Origin of the sequence: Cronobacter muytjensii ATCC 51329 (assembly GCF_001277195.1) — a bacterium.
Taxonomy (GTDB): Bacteria; Pseudomonadota; Gammaproteobacteria; order Enterobacterales; family Enterobacteriaceae; genus Cronobacter; species Cronobacter muytjensii.
In genome coordinates, this window is the sequence record NZ_CP012268.1 from 2313870 (window position 1) to 2333910 (window position 20041).

At 57.7% G+C, this 20041-nt stretch carries 17 protein-coding genes; 4 read left to right on the forward strand and 13 right to left on the reverse strand.

Features of this window, described 5'->3' with window-relative positions; translation table 11 throughout:
• Positions 1-8: 8 nt before the first annotated feature.
• From lolE to lolC, 3 genes are read right to left on the reverse strand one after another with little or no spacing between them, the layout of a single operon-like run.
• Entirely contained in the window at positions 9-1253 is a 1245-nt protein-coding gene (gene lolE / locus AFK63_RS10780) for a lipoprotein-releasing ABC transporter permease subunit LolE (RefSeq protein ID WP_038863565.1), read from the reverse strand.
• Positions 1254-1958 carry a lipoprotein-releasing ABC transporter ATP-binding protein LolD gene (gene lolD, locus AFK63_RS10785; protein ID WP_038863567.1) on the reverse strand — a complete coding sequence of 235 codons (705 nt, stop codon included), beginning with the start codon at positions 1956-1958 and terminating at the stop codon, positions 1254-1256. It lies immediately after the preceding gene.
• Positions 1951-3150: a lipoprotein-releasing ABC transporter permease subunit LolC gene (gene lolC, locus AFK63_RS10790; protein ID WP_038863568.1), complete on the reverse strand. Its 1200-nt coding sequence runs from the start codon at positions 3148-3150 to the stop codon at positions 1951-1953. Before lolC ends, lolD begins: the two co-directional genes overlap by 8 nt.
• Before the next feature lie 140 nt (positions 3151-3290).
• On the opposite strand from lolC, the gene mfd reads away from it, so the two are divergent.
• Both mfd and ldtC read left to right on the forward strand, forming a co-directional pair.
• Positions 3291-6737 (forward strand): transcription-repair coupling factor, encoded by a 3447-nt coding sequence (gene mfd, locus AFK63_RS10795; RefSeq protein ID WP_038863569.1) that lies wholly within the window; start codon positions 3291-3293, stop codon positions 6735-6737.
• A gap of 133 nt (positions 6738-6870) precedes the next feature.
• On the forward strand, positions 6871-7845 hold the full coding sequence (ldtC, locus tag AFK63_RS10800) for a L,D-transpeptidase LdtC (RefSeq protein ID WP_038863571.1): 975 nt from the start codon (positions 6871-6873) through the stop codon (positions 7843-7845).
• A 60-nt stretch (positions 7846-7905) separates the two neighbouring features.
• On the opposite strand, the gene bhsA is transcribed toward ldtC, so the two are convergent.
• Positions 7906-8163 (reverse strand): multiple stress resistance protein BhsA, encoded by a 258-nt coding sequence (gene bhsA / locus AFK63_RS10805; RefSeq protein WP_038863572.1) that lies wholly within the window; start codon positions 8161-8163, stop codon positions 7906-7908.
• A 251-nt stretch (positions 8164-8414) separates the two neighbouring features.
• Between bhsA and AFK63_RS10810 the strand changes: the two genes are divergently transcribed.
• Positions 8415-9047 (forward strand): TetR/AcrR family transcriptional regulator, encoded by a 633-nt coding sequence (locus AFK63_RS10810; RefSeq protein ID WP_038863574.1) that lies wholly within the window; start codon positions 8415-8417, stop codon positions 9045-9047.
• 633 nt (positions 9048-9680) lie between these two features.
• Here the strand turns inward: AFK63_RS10810 and AFK63_RS10815 are convergent.
• The 8 genes from AFK63_RS10815 to hinT form a co-directional block, all read right to left on the reverse strand.
• Positions 9681-10220: a glycine zipper 2TM domain-containing protein gene (locus AFK63_RS10815; protein WP_038863577.1), complete on the reverse strand. Its 540-nt coding sequence runs from the start codon at positions 10218-10220 to the stop codon at positions 9681-9683.
• A 186-nt stretch (positions 10221-10406) separates the two neighbouring features.
• The gene (locus tag AFK63_RS10820) at positions 10407-11711 is read right to left on the reverse strand and encodes an NAD(P)/FAD-dependent oxidoreductase (RefSeq protein WP_038863578.1); all 1305 of its coding nucleotides are present in this window, start codon (positions 11709-11711) and stop codon (positions 10407-10409) included.
• 234 nt (positions 11712-11945) lie between these two features.
• Positions 11946-12488: an alpha/beta hydrolase YcfP gene (ycfP, locus tag AFK63_RS10825; RefSeq protein ID WP_038863581.1), complete on the reverse strand. Its 543-nt coding sequence runs from the start codon at positions 12486-12488 to the stop codon at positions 11946-11948.
• A 39-nt stretch (positions 12489-12527) separates the two neighbouring features.
• On the reverse strand, positions 12528-13550 hold the full coding sequence (gene nagZ / locus AFK63_RS10830) for a beta-N-acetylhexosaminidase (RefSeq protein WP_038863582.1): 1023 nt from the start codon (positions 13548-13550) through the stop codon (positions 12528-12530).
• Positions 13538-14386: a thiamine kinase gene (thiK, locus tag AFK63_RS10835; RefSeq protein WP_038863583.1), complete on the reverse strand. Its 849-nt coding sequence runs from the start codon at positions 14384-14386 to the stop codon at positions 13538-13540. The genes nagZ and thiK overlap by 13 nt, the downstream gene beginning before the upstream one ends.
• A complete protein-coding gene (gene lpoB / locus AFK63_RS10840; RefSeq protein ID WP_038863585.1) occupies positions 14364-15017 on the reverse strand; it encodes a penicillin-binding protein activator LpoB in 654 nt (217 codons plus the stop codon). The genes thiK and lpoB overlap by 23 nt, the downstream gene beginning before the upstream one ends.
• A 20-nt stretch (positions 15018-15037) precedes the next feature.
• Entirely contained in the window at positions 15038-15412 is a 375-nt protein-coding gene (locus AFK63_RS10845; RefSeq protein ID WP_038863587.1) for a YcfL family protein, read from the reverse strand.
• 1 nt (position 15413) lies between these two features.
• Positions 15414-15773 (reverse strand): purine nucleoside phosphoramidase, encoded by a 360-nt coding sequence (gene hinT, locus AFK63_RS10850; RefSeq protein ID WP_038863589.1) that lies wholly within the window; start codon positions 15771-15773, stop codon positions 15414-15416.
• Positions 15774-16120: 347 nt separating this feature from the next.
• Here hinT and fhuE point away from each other — a divergent pair, with 347 nt between their 5' ends.
• The gene (fhuE, locus tag AFK63_RS10855; protein ID WP_050568153.1) at positions 16121-18322 is read left to right on the forward strand and encodes a ferric-rhodotorulic acid/ferric-coprogen receptor FhuE; all 2202 of its coding nucleotides are present in this window, start codon (positions 16121-16123) and stop codon (positions 18320-18322) included.
• A 233-nt stretch (positions 18323-18555) separates the two neighbouring features.
• Here fhuE and ptsG read toward each other — a convergent pair whose 3' ends face one another.
• Positions 18556-19989, reverse strand: a complete 1434-nt coding sequence (gene ptsG / locus AFK63_RS10860; protein WP_038863592.1) for a PTS glucose transporter subunit IIBC — start codon at positions 19987-19989, stop codon at positions 18556-18558.
• Between the last annotated feature and the right edge of the window lie 52 nt (positions 19990-20041).

The window sequence follows — 20041 nt, forward strand, 5'->3', positions numbered from 1 at the left end:
TCCCTGAATTATTGTCCGCTCAGCACGCGCGCCGGGTCGATGCGGCTCGCGCGCCGCGCCGGATACCAGCTCGCCAGCAGGCTCAGCACCAGCGCCGTGACCAGCACATACACCACGTCCAGCGCGTGCAGCTCCGACGGCAGAAAGTCGATAAAGTAGATATCGCCGGAGAGGAAATGATGACCAATCAGTTTTTCAATCGCGTGAATAATCGCCGTCAGTTGCCACGAGGCCAGCACGCCCACCACCACGCCGCTGACCGAGCCAAGCAGCCCCGCCAGCAATCCGTACCAGACGAAAATCGCGCGGATGAGGCCATCTTTCGCGCCGAGCGTGCGCAGCACCGCGATATCGCTGCTTTTATCTTTTACCGCCATCACCAGCGTGGAAACGATGTTAAAGCAGGCGACGCCGATCACCAGCACCATCGCCAGATACATGATGGCGCGGATCATCTGGATGTCGCGGTACATATAGCCGTAGGTGTTAATCCAGCTTTTGATGTAAACGTAGGCGTCAGTCACCTGGCCCGCGTCACGCACCAGCTGATTGGCGTTAAACACGTCATTCACTTTAATAGCGATACCCGTGACACTGTCACCTAAATTCAGATACCCCTGCGCATCGGCCAGCGGCACCATCGCGAAGCTGTGATCGAGCTGACCACTGAGTTGCAGAATGCCCGCCACCTGTAAACGCACGCGTTTGGGCTGCAACAGCTTATGGTCGGCATCGGAGTTGGGGATCATGATGGAGAGCCAGTCGCCCTGCTTCACTTTCAGCGCATCCGCAACGCCTTTACCAATGATTATCTGCTGTTTGCCCGCCTGAAAATCTTGCCAGGCGTTGTTCTGCACGTAGCGTGGCAGCGCGCTTAGACGCTGTTCCTGCGCCGGGTCGACGCCTTTGACCTGAATGGCGCGCAGGTTTGCCCCGCTCTCCACCAGCCCGGTGAAATTCACGTAGGGCGCTGCCGCCACGATGCCGTTAACGTTCTCAACGCGCGTCACAACCTCCTGCCAGCCGCGCCACGGCTGTTCGACCGGCTCGATTTCGCCGTGCGGCACCACCGCCAGAATGCGGTTGTTCAGTTCGCGCTCAAAGCCGTTCATGGCGCTCAGCCCCACAATCAGCACCGCCACGCCAAGCGCGATGCCGACGGTCGAAATCACGGAAATCAGCGACACCATGCCGCTGCGCCGACGGCCACGACTAAAACGCAGGCCTATCAGTAACGATAACGCGGAACCCATTTACGCCCTCCCCATCAGGGTCAGTTCAGGGTTCAGATGCCCGTCGCGCATCTCAAGCTGGCGCGACAGCCGCTTCGCGAGCTGCAGATCGTGCGTCACCACCAGGAAGGCGGTGCCCTGGGTTTTGTTAAGCTCGCCGAGCAGATCGAAAATGCTGTCGGCATTGCGCGCATCCAGGTTGCCGGTGGGTTCATCCGCCAGCACCAGACGCGGGTTATTTACCAGCGCACGGGCGATGGCGACGCGCTGACGCTCGCCGCCGGAAAGCTCCGACGGGCGGTGATTGCTGCGGTGCGCAAGCCCAACGGCGTCGAGCATCGCCAGCGCCCGGCGCTCCGTCTCGGCCTTTGGCTGTTTACCGATAAGCAGCGGCATCGCCACGTTTTCCATGGCGGTGAAATCCGGCAACAGGTGGTGGAACTGATAGATAAAGCCCAGCTCGCGGTTACGCAGCTCGGCTTTGGCAGCGGACGACAGCGAACTCAGCGGTCGCCCGCTGAAGATCACGTCGCCGGAGGTCGGCGTGTCAAGGCCGCCCAGCAGGTGCAGCAGCGTACTTTTGCCGGAGCCGGAGCTGCCGACAATCGCCATCATGTCGCCCGCATCGATGCTGAAACTGACGTTGTGCAACACATCCGTTTGCACTTTGCCTTCCTGGTAGCGTTTGCACAGGTTGTCGCACTGTAACAGCACAGAATTACTCATAACGTAAAGCCTCAGCGGGTTCGGTGGCGGCGGCGCGCCAGGAAGGATAAAGCGTAGACAACAGCGCGACGGCCATCGCCGCCAGCGCAATCCCGATGACCTGCAGCGGTTCGATTACGACCGGCAGCGCCGCGCCGTCAAGAAACGCGCCGATGACCGGCATCAGGTTATTCAACTGACTGGCGAGCAGCGCGCCCAGCAGCGCGCCAAAGAGCGCGCCAATGACGCCCGCACTCGCGCCCTGCACCATAAACACCGCCATGATCTGGCGGCGCGTCAGCCCCTGGGTTTGCAGAATCGCCACTTCGCCCTGCTTCTCCATCACCATTAACCCCAGCGAGGTGATGATATTAAATGCGGCGACAGCGACGATAAGGCTCAGCAGCAGGCCCATCATGTTTTTCTCCATGCGCACCGCCTGGAACAGCTCGCCTTTGCGATCGCGCCAGTCGTGCCATTCGGTGCCTGCCGGGAGCGGCTGCTGGCTCAGCACATCGACCTTGAGCGGCTCGTTCAGCCACAGCCGCCAGCCGGTAATATTGCCCGCCGGATAGCGCATCAGGCGCGAGGCGTCCTGAATGTTCACCAGCATCTGATAGCCATCCACTTCGCTGTTGGCGGCGAAAGTGCCAATCACCGTGAAGAGACGCTGGCTCGGCAAACGGCCCATCGGCGTGAACTGGCTTGCCGACGGCACCATCAGGCGCAGCTGATCGCCGCGTTTGACGCCAAGCTGGCCCGCGAGCTGTTCGCCGAGAATGATGTTGTATTTGCCGGCGGCCAGATCCTGCTGTTTGACGTTCACCAGATACGGCGTCAGCGGATCGCGCTGTTGCGGGTCGATGCCCAGCATTACGCCAACCGCCACGCTACGGGCGCTTTGCAGCACCACATCGCCGGTGGTCAGCGGCGCTACGCGGTTCACGCCCTGCAAGTGAAGGCGGTCGGCAGGCAACTGCTGTGGGTTAACGGAGCCTTTGGATGCGCTGACCACCGCCTGCGGCATCAGCCCGAGAATGTTGTTTTGCAGTTCGCGCTCGAAACCATTCATCACGGAGAGCACTGTCACCAGCGCCAGCACGCCAAGCGTGATGCCGATAGTGGAGAGCCAGGAGACGAAGCGGCCGAAGCGGTCTGCTGCACGCCCGCGCATATAGCGCAGGCCGATAAATAACGCGACAGGTTGATACATGAAATCCGTCTTGTACGGTTGCTAATGCAAAGTGATCAACGATAATAAAGCCCAGATCTGATTTATGGAACCACTAACCCACTCTGTCGCCGGGTTTTTATCCCGGACAAGCGGCACAACCGGAGCACGCTTCGCCTTCTATGCCTGAACAATATCGTTACACTCTGCCCGTCAAAGCGGGCGATCAGCGTCAACTGGGTGAACTGACCGGCGCGGCCTGCGCCGTCGAGGTGGCGGAAATGGCGGAACGCCACGCCGGCCCGCTGGTGCTTATCGCGCCGGATATGCAAAACGCCCTGCGCCTGCATGATGAAATTCAACAGTTTACCGAAAGCCTGGTCATGAACCTCGCCGACTGGGAGACGCTGCCTTACGACAGTTTCTCGCCGCATCAGGAGATTATCTCCTCGCGCCTCTCGACGCTCTATCAGCTGCCCGCCATGCAGCGCGGCGTGTTGATCCTGCCGGTGAACACGCTGATGCAGCGCGTCTGCCCGCACAGCTTCCTGCACGGCCACGCGCTGGTGATGCAAAAAGGCCAGCAGCTGTCGCGCGACACCCTGCGCAGCCAGCTCGACCAGGCGGGCTATCGTCATGTGGATCAGGTGATGGCGCATGGCGAATACGCCACCCGCGGCGCGCTGCTCGATCTCTACCCGATGGGCAGCGAACAGCCCTACCGCATCGACTTTTTCGATGACGAAATCGACAGCCTGCGGTTGTTTGACGTCGACACCCAGCGCACGCTGGAAGAGGTCGAGGCGATAAATCTGCTGCCGGCGCACGAATTTCCGACCGACAAAGCGGCCATTGAACTGTTCCGCAGCCAGTGGCGCGACCGTTTCGAGGTCAAGCGTGACCCGGAGCATATCTATCAGCAGGTGAGCAAAGGCACCCTGCCCACCGGGATCGAATACTGGCAGCCGCTGTTCTTCAGCGAGCCGCTGCCGCCGCTGTTCAGCTATTTCCCGAAAAACACACTGGTAGTGAGCACAGGCGATCTTGAGGCGAGCGCTGACCGCTTCTGGACCGACGCCGTCGCGCGTTATGAGAACCGCGGCGTTGACCCGATGCGTCCGCTGTTGCCACCGGAAGAACTCTGGCTGCGCACTGATGAACTTCATGCGCAACTGAAAGCCTGGCCGCGCGTACAGTTGAAAACCGAAGCGCTCGCCGATAAAGCCGCGAATACCAATCTCGGCTATCAGCCGCTGCCGGATATCGCCGTTCAGGCCCAGCAGAAAGCGCCGCTCGACAGCCTGCGCCGTTTTCTTGAATCGTTCACCGGGCCGGTAATTTTCTCGGTAGAAAGTGAGGGCCGCCGCGAGGCGCTCTCTGAACTGCTCTCGCGCATTAAAGTCGCACCAAAGCGCCTGCTGCGTCTCGAAGATGCCGCCGACGGCGGCTGTTATCTGAGCATCGGCGCGGCGGAGCGCGGGTTTATCGACACCCTGCGCCACCGGGCGTTTATCTGCGAAAGCGATCTGCTGGGCGAGCGCGTGACGCGCCGCCGTCAGGAGAGCCGCCGCACCATTAACCCCGACACGCTTATCCGCAACCTGGCGGAGCTGCGCCCCGGCCAGCCGGTAGTGCATCTGGAGCACGGCGTGGGCCGCTATGCCGGGCTGACCACGCTTGAAGCGGGCGGCATCACTGCTGAATATCTGATGCTGACCTACGCCAACGAGGCGAAACTCTATGTGCCGGTCTCGTCACTGCATCTGATCAGCCGCTACGCGGGCGGGGCCGAAGAGAATGCGCCGCTGCATAAACTGGGCGGCGACGCCTGGAGCAAAGCGCGCCAGAAAGCGGCGGAAAAAGTGCGCGACGTGGCGGCGGAGCTGCTGGATATCTATGCCCAGCGCGCCGCGAAAGCCGGTTTCGCCTTTAAGCATGACAAAGAGCAGTATCAATTGTTCTGCGAGGGCTTCCCGTTTGAAACGACGCCCGATCAGGCGCAGGCCATTAACGCGGTGTTGAGCGATATGTGCCAGCCGCTGGCGATGGATCGCCTGGTGTGCGGCGATGTCGGCTTCGGCAAAACCGAAGTGGCGATGCGCGCGGCGTTTCTTGCCGTCGAGAACAATAAACAGGTCGCGGTGCTGGTGCCGACCACTCTGCTCGCCCAGCAGCATTACGACAATTTCCGCGACCGCTTCGCCAACTGGCCGGTGCGCATTGAGCTGCTGTCGCGCTTTCGCAGCGCCAAAGAGCAGGCGCAGGTGCTGGAACAGGCTGCCGAAGGGAAAGTCGATATTCTTATCGGCACCCATAAGCTGTTGCAGAGCGATGTGAAGATGAAAGATCTGGGGCTTCTCATCGTCGATGAGGAGCACCGCTTCGGCGTGCGTCACAAAGAGCGTATCAAGGCGATGCGCGCCGATGTCGATATCCTGACGCTTACCGCGACGCCGATTCCGCGCACGCTTAACATGGCGATGAGCGGCATGCGGGACCTGTCGATTATCGCCACGCCGCCGGCGCGCCGACTGGCGGTGAAAACCTTCGTGCGCGAGTATGACAATCTGGTGGTGCGCGAGGCGATCCTGCGCGAAGTGCTGCGCGGCGGGCAGGTGTATTACCTTTACAATGACGTCGAGAATATTCAGAAAGCCGCCGAGCGGCTGGCAAACCTGGTACCGGAGGCGCGTATCGCCATCGGCCACGGCCAGATGCGCGAGCGTGAGCTGGAGCGGGTGATGAACGACTTCCATCACCAGCGCTTCAACGTGCTGGTCTGCACCACGATTATCGAAACCGGTATCGATATTCCGACCGCCAATACCATTATTATCGAGCGCGCCGACCACTTTGGCCTTGCGCAGCTGCACCAGCTGCGTGGCCGCGTGGGCCGTTCGCACCACCAGGCGTACGCCTGGCTGCTGACGCCGCCGCCTAAAGCGATGACCACCGACGCGCAGAAACGCCTCGAAGCCATCGCCTCGCTGGAAGATCTGGGCGCAGGCTTTGCGCTGGCGACGCACGATCTGGAAATCCGCGGCGCGGGCGAGCTGCTGGGCGAAGATCAAAGCGGTCAGATGGAGACCATCGGCTTTTCGCTCTATATGGAACTGCTGGAAAACGCCGTTGACGCGCTGAAAGCCGGGCGCGAGCCGTCGCTTGAAGATCTCACCAGCCAGCAGACCGAAGTGGAGCTGCGGATGCCCTCGCTGCTGCCGGAAGCCTTTATCCCGGACGTCAATACGCGACTGTCCTTCTACAAGCGCATTGCCAGCGCCAAAAAAGAGCAGGAGCTTGAAGAGATCAAGGTGGAGCTTATCGATCGCTTTGGCCTGTTGCCGGACCCGGCGCGCAACCTGCTGGATATCGCGCTTTTGCGCCAGCAGGCGCAGAAGCTTGGCGTACGCAAGATTGAGGCCAATGAAAAAGGCGGGACGATTGAATTTGCCGAGAAGAACCATGTTGATCCGGGCTGGCTTATTGGTCTGCTGCAAAAAGAGCCGCAACATTATCGCCTCGACGGGCCGACGCGCCTGAAGTTTTTCCGCGAGCTGGAAGAGCGCAAAAACCGCATGGAATGGGTGCGTCAGTTTATGGCGCAACTCGCCGAACACACCCTGCCGTAATCCACCACGCCCCGCTCAGGGGCGTAACTTTACAATCTTTTGCATTCGTCCAGGGTTTCCCTGGACGAACCCCCGCCATACTTCTCTCTTTATCAATAAATTACAAAAGCTTCTCTGCCTTTGGGATCTGTAAATGAAAAGAGAAAATGCGCGTTTTACCCGCTGGCTGTCATGGCTTGCCTTCGCCGCGAGCGTGACGCTTGGCGCAAGCCATGCGATGGCCAATACCTATCCGCTGCCGCCGCCTGGCAGCCGGCTTATCGGCGAAACCCTCTACCACACGGTGGCAGACGACGGCGGCTCGCTGGAGGCGATCGCCAAACGCTATAACGTTGGCTTTCTGGCGCTTTTGCAGGCGAACCCGGGCGTTGATCCGTATGTGCCGCGCGCGGGCAGCGTACTGACGATTCCGCGCCAGATGCTGCTGCCGGACGCGCCGCGCGAAGGCATTCTCATTAATCTTGCCGAGCTGCGGCTCTACTATTTCCCACCGGGCGAAAACAGCGTGACCGTCTACCCGATAGGCATCGGTCAACTGGATGGCGATACGCTGACGCCGACGATGCAGACATCCGTCTCGCAAAAACGCGCTAACCCCACCTGGACGCCGACCGCCAATATCCGCGCGCGCTATAAAGCCCAGGGTATTGATCTGCCGCCGGTAGTCCCGGCCGGGCCGGATAACCCGATGGGCCACCACGCGATCCGCCTTGCGGCTTACGGCGGCGTCTATCTTCTACACGGCACGAATGCCGATTTCGGTATCGGGATGCGCGTTAGCTCCGGCTGTATTCGCCTGCGCGATGACGACATTAAGCATTTATTCAGCGTGGTGCCGGTCGGAACGCGCGTGAATATCATTAACGCGCCGGTGAAAGCGTCCGTAGAACCGGATGGCCGGCATCTGGTAGAGGTGCATCAACCGCTGTCAAAACGGATTGAGGACGATCCGAAAACGCTGCCGATTGTACTGAACGCAACCCTTCAGGCGTTCCAGTCTGCCCCGCAGACCGACCGCGACGTGATGGAGCACGCGCTGCGCCTGCGCGCTGGCGTGCCGGTCAACGTCACCGCGCACGCTTCTGAACCCACTTCTAACGCCATCTGAGCCCTGAACGAAAAAAGGCCCTGTCGCTGAACAGGGCCTTTTGCTGTGTGTCGGTTCAGCTTATTTATAAATAACCGCCGTGCCGTGCAGGGCGTTCGGGCCATTCGCCGAGGTGATGCGGAACGATTTCGCACCGGCTTCATCCGCTTTTTGCGCAAGCTCCGCTTCGAGCGACGACAGGTTAGTCCCGGCGGTGGCGGAGATAGTGCCCACTTTCTGCTGCCCCGCTGGCGTTGACTGCACCTGGACGGCAGCGACGCTTGCAAATGACAGCGAACTCAGAATGGCGACGGCGAACAGCATGTTGACGTTTTTCATAGGGTAACCTTTTTATCAGTAAGACGGTTCGGTAACAGAGGGTCGTTAACATTATTTAATTAATGATCGATAGATAAATGATAGTTGTGATCTGCATCACGTGTCAATATAATTTTTAACGATCGTTATATTAATAGCTCGCTTACGGCGACCCGCCGCTGGAAACTACATCCGGCGCGGTTTTGCTGGTACTCCCGGTGCAAAAAGGGGTATTTTGAAGGCAGGTTCAGATAAAGAGGTTAAACGGCACCATGACAACAGAAACGCAAAGTTGCGCAAAAAAAAGCCGTGGCCGACCGAAAGTGTTCGACAGGGAAGCGGCGCTTGATAAGGCCATGGCACTATTCTGGCAGCATGGCTACGAAGCCACGTCGCTGGCGCATCTGGTGGAAGCGACCGGTGCCAAAGCGCCGACGCTGTATGCGGAGTTCACCAATAAAGAGGGGCTGTTTCGCGCCGTGCTTGACCGCTATATCGCACGCTTCGCGCAACAGCAGGAAACCTTGCTGTTTCGCGCTGATAAACGCGTCGATGAAGCGCTGCATGACTATCTTTGCGCGGTAGCGAGCTGCTTTGCCAGTAAAGAGACGCCGGCGGGCTGTTTTATGGTCACGACGTCTGCGGCGCTCGCCGCATCGTCTGAAGAAATCGCCGCCACGCTGAAAGCCCGTCATACGCAACGCGAAGAAATTTTGCTGCGCTTTTTAAGTGAGCGGCAGGCGAAAAAAGAAATTCCATCAGAATGCAACTTGCCTGCACTGGTACGCTTTATCAGTTGCCTGGTGCACGGCATGTCGGTAAGCGCACGCGAAGGCGCCAGCCAGGAAGAATTGATTCAGATTGTGAATATGACTATGCGACTGTGGCCGCACCTCTTGCAATAGTATCCCCGCCTTCCGGGAGCGGCATCCGCCACTCCCGTTTTTCCCATAAATTCTATGAATAATCGCCGTTTCGCTGAAAGCCTTTCTGCGCCGTTTATTGATAGGAAAAAACTGGCAAATATATCCTTCAGAATAGCTACTCTTTGATCGTCAAAGAAATGATTATTCGTGTGCTAATTAATTAGCACCATCAATTATTAGAACTGGAGTTATTCACGTCATGAAGACGGTGCCATGCAGGGACGAGGACTTTTTTCCACACAGTATCCGTGGTGTATCAAGTTTCAAATATGGAAGACAAGAGACGATTTTTGGCTATACACCTACAGAAGGAAGATGAACATGGCTTTGCTATTACCATTATTTAAGGTGTTAATAGTAATAACATTGTTATTTGGCCTTTGGTTGTTCTGCGGTGGTTCTATTCTTTATGCGTTTTTATCAGTGCTGATCACGGGTTTTATTTTATTCAGACAACACAGTGCTATGTAATGCCAACGCCCATGCCTCACAGCCCGTGACGCATGGGCGTTTTCGCATGCGTATTTTGTGGTTTCCCACCGGGGCGCAGGCATAAAAAAGCCCCTCTGCCTGAGTGCGAGAGGGGCAATGGTGCGTAACGCTTTTTTATTTTCAGGTTTTCTGATTCAGTACCAGCTGTCCGTTGCTGTCGAGCGGAATACGGCTGCCCGGATCGTTATCCATACGGATTTTGCCCTGCTCTTCCCCGATGCGGTACGTCACATCATAACCGAGCATTTTCTCTGATTTGTCATAGACGGTTTTGCAGCGCTGCTGAGTCGTGGTGTAGGTATCGCTCTCCTGCAGATGACCCTGGATCTGGTTGCCGGCGTAGCCGCCGCCCAGCGCGCCCACCACCGTCGCGACATCTTTACCGCGCCCGCCGCCAAACTGGTGGCCAATCACGCCGCCTGCGACCGCGCCCAGTACCGAGCCGGTCAGGCGGTTTTCATCCTGAACCGGACGACGATGCGTCACGGTGACATTACGGCACTCCTGACGCGGCGTTTTCACGGTCTCTTTGATAGGCGTGGCAGAAACCACCTGAGCATATTTCGGCGAAGGAGTAAAAACATCCAGACTCGCCACCGCCGCTACGCCCAGCGCAGCAACCACCCCAATACCGATACCCGCTAACATTGATTTATTCACAGGAATTCCTCCCGGCTGTGCAATTAGTAACAATTTTGCAATTGAGGAAACGAATGGCAAATCAGAAAACGACTCAAAAAAGAGGATTAACCGGGGCGAATCAGCGGATTGAGAGGAGTCTGAAGGGAAAAGGTGACGGAAATAAAATTTCATCCGCCCTGGCGGGCGCCGGGGCGGATGTCTTGCTTAGTGCAGCTTCAGCCGCGGGCGGATCACGCGGTTGATGCTGCCAACGAGCATCATAAGGCCGGTCTTGAAGTAGCCATGCAGCGCTATCTGATGCATACGATACAGCGAGATGTAGACAAAGCGCGCGATACGCCCTTCGATCATCATAGAGCCGCGCATCAGGTTGCCCATCAGGCTGCCGACGGTCGAGAATTTCGACAGCGATACCAGCGAGCCTTTGTCTTTATAGACGTACGGCTTGAGCGGCTTGCCTTTGATCTGCGCCAGAATGTTGTCCAGCGCGCAGGAAGCCATCTGGTGCGCCGCCTGGGCGCGCGGCGGTACGAAGCCGCCTTCCGGACGCGGGCAGGACGCGCAGTCGCCAATGGCGAAGATATCCGGATCGCGCGTGGTTTGCAGCGTCTGTTCCACCACCAGCTGATTGATGCGGTTGGTTTCGAGCCCGCCTATCTCTTTCATAAAATCTGGCGCTTTAATACCTGCCGCCCAGACCATCAGGTCAGCCTGAATGAATTCGCCGTCTTTGGTGTTGAGCCCATCTTGCTGCGCGCTGGTCACCATGGTGTTGGTAAGCACGCGTACGCCAAGCTTGGTCAGCTCATTGTGCGCGGCGCTGGAGATACGCGGCGGCAGCGCCGGGAGAATACGCTCGCCCGCTTCCACCAGCGTCACGTTCAGCGCTTCGTTGGTGAGCCCTTTGTAGCCGTAGCTGTGCAGCTGTTTCACCGCGTTATGCAACTCTGCGGAGAGCTCAACGCCTGTTGCGCCGCCGCCGACAATCGCGATGTTCACTTTGCCGTTAGCGCCGAGGTTGGCGGAATATTTGAGGAACAGGTTAAGCATTTCCTGATGGAAACGACGCGCCTGGTGCGGGTTGTCGAGGAAAATGCAGTGATCCTTGACGCCTGGCGTGTTGAAGTCGTTGGAGGTGCTGCCGAGCGCCATGACCAGCGTGTCGTAAGGGACTTTACGCTCAGCCACCAGCAGTTCGCCTTTCTCATCGCGCAGTTCGGCAAGCGTGATGGTTTTCGCGTCGCGGTTGATATCCACAACGGAACCCAGCTGGAACTGGAAACCGTGGTTGCGCGCATGCGCCAGATAGCTCAGCGCATCAACGCCCTCATCCAGCGAGCCGGTCGCCACTTCGTGCAGCAGCGGTTTCCACAGGTGGCTGTGATTACGATCCACCAGCGTGACTTTCGCTTTTTTGCCGCGGCCCAGTTTATGACCGAGCTGCGTGGCGAGCTCCAGTCCGCCGGCACCGCCGCCCACGATAACGATCTTTCTTAATGGCGTAGTCAACGTGACCCCCTTAAAGTGTTTAACTAATTGTTAATTCAAAGTTATTAAAAATAGCTTTTAATTAACAATAGTTTAGCAACCCGGTTCACAACAGAGACGAGCATAACATGAACGGTGCATTGGTCATACCAAATTTGATGTGCATCAATTTTTATGCATTAAAGATAAACAAAATGGGCCAGCTTGCGGCTGGCCCATCGTCGATATGATGGCGCTTGATGTTTCAGGCAGGCATTACCCGAGTGTTTTAAAAGCCTTAATGCGTTGCAGGTGGGGCGAAATATTTTTGAATTTGTGCGTCTGCGTTTCATCCCAGACGATTTCGTAGAACTGATGCAACAGCTGCGCCGAGCGCTGGCTGTCAAGCGCTTCATCCTCACGCGAGAGAATAGCCAGACAGCGGTCGCGGTTTTTCTCGCGGAAGTTCTCAACGCATTTGGTCGCGATATCCAGATACTCTTCCGGCCGGTCGATTTTGCCTTCCATGTTTTCATACGGAAACAGGTTGGGGTTGAAGATAACCTGCCGGATATCACACAGAAAACCGATACGCTCCGCCCAGAAGCCGCCAAGCCCCACGCCGCAGATGAGGGGCCGCTCGTCGACGTTTAACTGCAGCATCTTGTCCACTTCGCGCAGCAGATGCTGCATGTCGTGTTTCGGATGGCGCGTGCTGTAGCTGATAAGCCGCACATCCGGATCGATAAACTGCAGTTGCAGCACTTTCTCATGGTTACCCGGACTGTTTGAATCGAAACCGTGTAAGTAGATAATCATCGCATTCTCATCCCAGCGTAGCAGCTTCAGGGCAACGAATTACCCCGCCTTGTGCGTCTGCCAGCGCTCATGCAGTGCGGTAAGCTCGCCGCTTACCTGCTTCCAGCGCGCTGACGCCATCAGTTCCTGACGCGAAATTACACCTTTATGATACAAACGTGTAACACGTTCTGCTTTGATCGGCGACAGGTTATCCAGAACGCTAACGGCACCCTTCCGATTATTGCAGACCAGGATCATATCGCAACCGGCGTCCAGCGCCGCCTGCCCGCGCTCCGCATAGCCGCCAAGAATTGCCGCGCCTTCCATTGAGAGATCGTCAGAGAAAATCACGCCGTCGAAACCGAGTTCACCGCGCAGCACCTGCTTAAGCCAGTAAGGCGAACCGCTGGCTGGCAGGGGATCGACATCGCTATAGACGACGTGCGCCGGCATGACAGCATCGAGCATGTTGTAACTAATAAGTTCGCGAAACGGCAGCATGTCGTGGCGGCGAATCTCCGCAGCCGGGCGCGGATCGCGCGGTGTCTCTTTGTGCGAATCAGCGCTGACGGCCCCGTGGCCCGGGAAGTGTTTGCCGGTCGCTTTCATGTCCGCGCTCTGCATACCGGTAATAAAGCGTTTTGCCATCGCCAGCACGTTTGCCGGGTCGTCATGAAACGCGCGCTCGCCAATCGCGGCGCTGAGATGCCCGACATCCAGCACCGGCGCGAAGCTGATGTCGATATCCATTGCAATCATTTCGCAGGCCATCAGCCAGCCCGCCTCCTGGGCAAGTTTCCCGCCCTCCTCCATACCCAGCAGGGCGGCAAAGCTCTGCGCCGCAGGCAGTCGGGTAAACCCGTCGCGAAAACGCTGCACGCGTCCGCCCTCCTGGTCTACAGCAATGACCAGATGGTTATGCGCGCTTTCGCGTATCTGACGCACCAGCTCGCGCAACTGCTGGGGATCGTGATAGTTGCGGGTAAACAGGATAAGCCCACCTACCAGCGGATGCCCCAGAATTTCACGCTCTTCGGCATCAAGCTCAAAGCCTTCCACATCCAGCATTACCGGACCCATGTTTCTCTCCCTTCGTATTCGTTTTCCCGCAGCTGGCGCCAGGCCTCGTCTGCAAGTGTGATAAATGTGCGGTCGCCGGTTTCCTGAAAGCGGCGCTCATACCAGCCCGCCATCAGTAACCCGCTCCACGGACGCCAGCGCGCCACCTGACGGCGCAGCGACGTCTCGTTAATCATTGCTCGTTTCGCGTAGTCGGCAATAAGCGCCTGGCGCGTCGCGTCATCGAGCCAGACGCAGGCAAGCTCCAGCGCAACGTCGCCATCGCCCGCGTACTCCCAGTCAATAAGCATCAGTCGCTCCTGCGCCCAGACCAGGTTGCCGGGATGAACGTCCATATGCAGCGGCGCGAGACGCAGTGGACGCGGCTCGCCGAGGCGGCGCATGCGGTGTAGCAGACGCAGCCAGAAACGCGTGCGGCGCGTCGGCGCGCTCTGCTGCCAGTCTCGCATCAGCAGCGGCAGCAGTTCGATACGCCAGCCGAAGCGTCGCTGACGATGCAGATGATACAGCAGCGCACCGAGTTGCGGCACAGGCGGCAGCGTGTCGTGAATGTCGCCCGGTAAAAAAGTGACCGCCAGCCAGCCGTTGTCGCAGCGGCGCGGGCGCGGCGCGAGCGTCGCAGGCAGCCGTTTCAGCGCGCGATACTGGCGTGGGCTACGCGCGCGGCTTACCCGCGCGTCGCGGCGCACCACCAGGGTGTCGCCATCAACGACAACACGCCAGGCGCCGTCGCTGAGGCCCGGTAGCGCGCAAATGACGCCGGCGGCCGAAGCCGCCGGAAAACTCTGTTGTAAAAACCCTTCCGGGCTCAGATTACTGGGTTTGCTGAACTGCACCTTTACCGGACCAGATAATTTCGCCAGTCTGTACCAGCATCAGCTGCATTTGCAGCGTGGGGGCGTTCACGTTGCCGCTGGCGTTGGCGTAGAGCACATACTGCGCGCCCACGTTACGGGCGATGCCGATGGCTTTACTGCGCGAGCCCAGGCTGTCCTGCGGCGAAAGTCCTAACTGCTGTTTCGCCATTGAGAGCTGCTGCGCCGAGACCAGCGTGAATTTACCATTGTTCGCCAGCGCGCCGCGCAGTGCCTCGGTAGCCGGGCCGGTTTGCATTGAGCCGTTGGTACGGTTATTGACGCTGTCCACCAGCAGCACGCTGCCCGCGTTTACCCCGTCGGCCTGTAACATTTTGCCGACCATCGGTGCCATTGCGCTGTTCCAGTCATAGGTGCGCGATTTCGGCTCCGGCGTGGTGTTTTCGGGCTGGTGTTCAATCGGGCCAGGCTGCGCCGGAATTGACGGCACGGATGGCACAGTCGGCACCGGCTGGGTCGGCGGCGGGACGGGCTGCGTAGGTTGCTGCGTGCCCGGTTGCACTTCTTCGACCGGCGCGGGTTTCTGCTCGCCGGGTACAATACAACCCGACAGCGCCAGGGCGACAGCCGCCAGTAGCGCATAGCGATACATTCTGTTCAACGTTTCCCCCTTCAGAGATAGAGATAAAGACGGGCTTTCCGTGCCGCCAGATAGTCGGTCTGGCCGTTAACCGTCACACGGCCCTGCGCCGGGATGACCACCGTTCGCGGAACATCCAGCGGCTGGCCTTCCAGCCCGTGGGCGTCGTACCAGTAAAAGCGGTAGTGGACGGTAACGGGCGCGTCTTTGTTATTGTAAATGGTAGCGGCGGCGCCAGGCTTGCCGTTTTGCAAAGAAAAGTCTGGTTTTTCAGCGGTAATGCCCGCAGCCAGAACGCTGGATTCCATCACTACAGCCTGATCGTCGCTGACGGGAATCGTCGGCGCGGATCGGCAGCCCGCCAGCAGCAGCGCGGCCAGCAGCCAGCCTGTGCGTGCGCAGCCCATATCAGAGACCTTTATGCGCAAGCATTGGCCCCAGCGGACGGCCACCTACCAGATGCATATGGATGTGGTAGACCTCCTGCCCGCCGTGACGGTTGCAGTTCATGATGAGGCGATAACCGTCTTGCGCAATACCTTCCTGCTGCGCGATTTTCGCGGCGGCGGTAAACAGACGACCAAGCGCCTGCTCGTGTTCCGGCGTGACGTCATTGACGGTCGGTATCAGTACATTCGGGACGATTAAAATATGGGTTGGGGTCTGGGGAGAAATATCGCGAAACGCCGTTACCAGCTCATCCTGATAAACGATATCCGACGGGATCTCGCGACGAATAATTTTGCTGAAAATGGTTTCTTCGGCCATGGTTTTTTTCCTTCTTGGATAAACGCTAAGAGTATGAGCGAGATGATCGCTTCCTTTCAACCTTTGCGCCGGTTTTTCTTTATAAAGCGGACGCTTATAGCGCATACCCGAGGTGTTGTCGCCCTGCTTCACGCGCTTTTCTTCGGCAGGCCTGTTTCCGCCGATTTGTAACGCGTCTTACATTTGTTTACACCGCAAAAACAAATGATTATAGTTCTCATTTTTATTGACAGTGGAACGTTGTTTTAGTCCCGCGATTTCTGTTCATCAGGCCGGATGCCAGTGATGAGAGTCGTACTACAACAGCCTGATGCACAGCATCATTTTATTATTTTTAAGGGCAACACATGGCTAAGCATGCACTTCGTCAGGGCGTCGTTCCGGCGTCTTCTCTTCCCTCTTTGCTGGCGTTAAGCATTGCCAGCGCGCTGGCGGCACCAGCAGTTTACGCAGCACCGGCGACAAACGACACCATTGTGGTCGACGCGGCTGCCGACAGCGGCACGCCTGATGAGTCGCAGGATTACAGCGTTAAAACCACGACATCCGGCACGAAAATGCTGCTGGTGCCGCGCGATATCCCGCAATCGGTGAGCGTGATTAGCCAACAGCGCATGCAGGATCAGCAGCTGGATACCATTGAAGATGTACTGGCAAACACCACGGGCGTGACCGTCTCGCGTATCGACACCAGCCGCACAAACTTCTTCGCGCGCGGTTTCTACATCAGCAATTTTGCCTACGAGGATATGCCGACGTTCCTTGATAACCGCTGGAACTTTGGCGATACCGCGGGCGACACGGCGATTTATGACAAAATTGAAGTTGTGCGCGGCGCCGCCGGGCTAATGAGCGGTACCGGTAACCCTTCGGCTTACGTCAACATGGTTCGCAAACATGCGGACAGCAGAGAATTTAAAGGCAACGTTTCCGCGACTTACGGCAGCTGGGATAAACAGCGTTACGTGATGGATTTGCAGGCCCCGCTGGTGGAATCCGGCGACATTCGCGGGCGTGTCGTGGCAGGTTATCAGGATAACGACAGCTGGGTTGAGCGTAACCACTATCGTAAAAAATTCATTTCCGGTGTCGTGGATGCCGACATTACCGATTCTACACAGTTGTCGCTGGGGTATGACTACCAGGAAAGTGAAGAAGACAGCCCGACCTGGGGCGGTTTTCCTTCCCTCTACAGCGACGGCAGCCGCACACATTTCCGCCGTGGATTTAATACCGCTGCCGACTGGGCTTACTCCAACCTCGATTCCACCAAAATTTTCGCCAACCTGACGCAGCGCTTCGATAATGGCTGGGAAGCGAAAGTCAACGCGATGCATGCCGAAACCAACTTCGACAATCGCCTGATGTATATCGATGGATTCCCGGACAAAACGACCGGTCGCTACAACGCCGCTCTCTTTCAGGGCGCATGGGGCGGCTGGAACGTGGGCGAACGTAAGCAGGATTCAGTCGACGCCTTTGTCCGCGGCGGTTACGAACTGGCGGGTCGCCAGCACGAAATGATGTTTGGCGGAAGCTACAGTCGGCAGCGCAACAATTACGACAACGCCTATCCGGTGAATGACAACTTCGGACTGATGGATGTCGGTAATATTCATAATTATAACGGCGATACGCTGGCTAACCCCACCTGGTCTGATTTCGCGCTGTACCAGCGCGATGTGATTCGCCAGAAATCCCTTTATGCCGCGACGCGCCTCTCTCTTGCCGATCCGCTGCATCTGATTCTGGGTGCGCGTTATACTGAATGGAACGCGAAATATAATCTTGAGCGTAAACCGGATGAAATTCGCCGCAGCAAAGCGGACGACGTGACGCCTTACGCGGGCCTGATTTACGACATCAACGACACGTGGTCAGCGTATGCGAGCTACACCTCTATCTTCCAGCCAAGCGGGCAGCGCGATATCAACAGCGAGTTTCTCGACCCGACCACCGGCAAGGCATATGAGGCAGGCGTCAAAGCAGACTGGTTTAACACACGCCTGACGGCCTCGCTGGCGGTGTTTCGTATCGAACAGGATAACGTCGCCGTTAATACCGGTGTAACGATTCCGGGCTCCGGCGGCCAGTCGGCCTATAAAGCTGTCAATGGCACCGTAAGTAAAGGCGTTGAGCTTGAACTAAACGGCGCCCTGACCGATAACTGGCAGTTGACCTTCGGCGCGAGCCGCTATGTGGCGGAAGACGACGAGGGCCTTGCGGTCAACCCGGATCAGCCGCGCACCACCATGAAGCTCTTTACGCGCTACCAGCTGCCGATGATGCCTGAACTCACCGTGGGCGGCGGCGCGCGCTGGCAGACCAAAACCTGGCAGGATTTTGTTGGCCCGAACGGCGACACGCGTATCACTCAGGGCGGTTACACCGTTGTCGACCTGTTCACGCGTTACCAGGCAACGAAAAATTTCGCGGTTCAGGCAAACCTTAATAACGTCTTTGATAAAGAATATTACGATTACCTCGGCACGTACGGCGTGTACGGCGCGCCGCGTAATTTCTCAGTGACCGCAAGCTACAGTTTCTGATGAATAGTCAGATGTAATGAAAGGGAGCCCTGCGGCTCCCTTTTTTATTGGGCGTTACGCCTCGCGACGCATCCAAAGTGCGGGCCAAAATAGCCGTCTCAACGCGATACTGTCGGCATTAACGCCCCAGCCAGCCTCCCCCGTTTTGCCGCTCGCTGCATCCTTTCCCCGCGCGTTTTCAGGCGTAAAAAAAGGGAGGCTTGCGCCTCCCTTTATCTCCCCGTCAGCCTGGATTAGCTGTTACGGATGTATTCATCCATTTCGGTTTTCAGGTTATCGGACTTGGTGCCGAAAATCGCCTGAACGCCGGAGCCTGCGACAACCACACCCGCAGCGCCCAGTTTCTTCAGGCCAGCCTGATCCACTTTCGCTACGTCCGCCACGCTTACGCGCAGACGGGTGATACAGGCGTCAAGGTTAGTGATGTTCTCTTTACCACCAAACGCCGCCACCAGAGCCGGAGCCATTTCGCTGGTTGCGCCTGCTTTGCTGTCTTCCGTTGCATCTTCACGACCCGGCGTTTTCAGGTCCAGTGCTTTGATCAGCACACGGAAGATGGTGTAGTACACAACGGCATAGCACAGACCGACAATCGGGAACAGCCACAGTTTGCTGCTGTTACCGGACAGAACGATAAAGTCGATCAGACCGTGCGAGAAGCTGGTGCCGTCACGCATACCCAGAAGGATACAGATCGGGAAGGCCAGGCCTGCCAGTACCGCATGGATGATGTACAGGATCGGCGCCACGAACATGAAGGAGAACTCGATCGGCTCAGTGATACCGGTCAGGAACGAGGTCAGCGCGGCGGAGATCATGATACCGCCCACTTTGGCGCGGTTTTCCGGTTTAGCGGAGTGCCAGATAGCGATGGCAGCAGCCGGCAGACCGTACATTTTGAACAGGAAGCCGCCAGACAGTTTGCCTGCGGTCGGGTCGCCTGCCATATAGCGCGGGATATCGCCGTGGAACACCTGACCTGCCGCGTTGGTGAATTCACCAATCTGCATCTGGAAAGGAACGTTCCAGATATGGTGCAGACCAAACGGCACCAGGCAACGTTCGATGAAGCCGTAGATACCAAACGCCACAACCGGGTTCTGGTACGCCGCCCACTGAGAGAACGTCTGGATGGCGGAGCCAATCGGCGGCCAAATGAAGGACAGGATCACGCCAGTGAAAATCGCCGCCAGACCAGAAATGATCGGAACGAAACGTTTACCCGCGAAGAAGCCCAGATACTCAGGCAGCTTGATACGATAAAAGCGGTTGAACATATACGCTGCAATCGCACCGGAGATAATACCGCCCAGAACACCGGTATCAGCCAGATGCTTCGCGGCGATCTCTTCCGCAGGCAGGTGCAACACCAGCGGTGCAACGACCGCCATGGTTTTCACCATGATGCCGTAGGCGACTACCGCAGCCAGCGCTGATACGCCGTCGTTATTGGTGAAGCCCAGCGCAACACCGATAGCGAAGATAAGCGGCATGTTAGCGAAAACAGAACCGCCCGCTTCCGCCATGACGTGGGAAACCACGGCTGGCAGCCAGCTGAAGTTTGCAGAACCGACGCCCAGCAGGATACCTGCGATAGGCAGTACGGAGACTGGCAGCATCAGCGATTTACCCACCTTCTGCAGGTTAGCAAATGCATTCTTAAACATAATTGAGAGTGCTCCTGAGTATTTGTGCTTTTTTTACGCGTTTTACGCATCA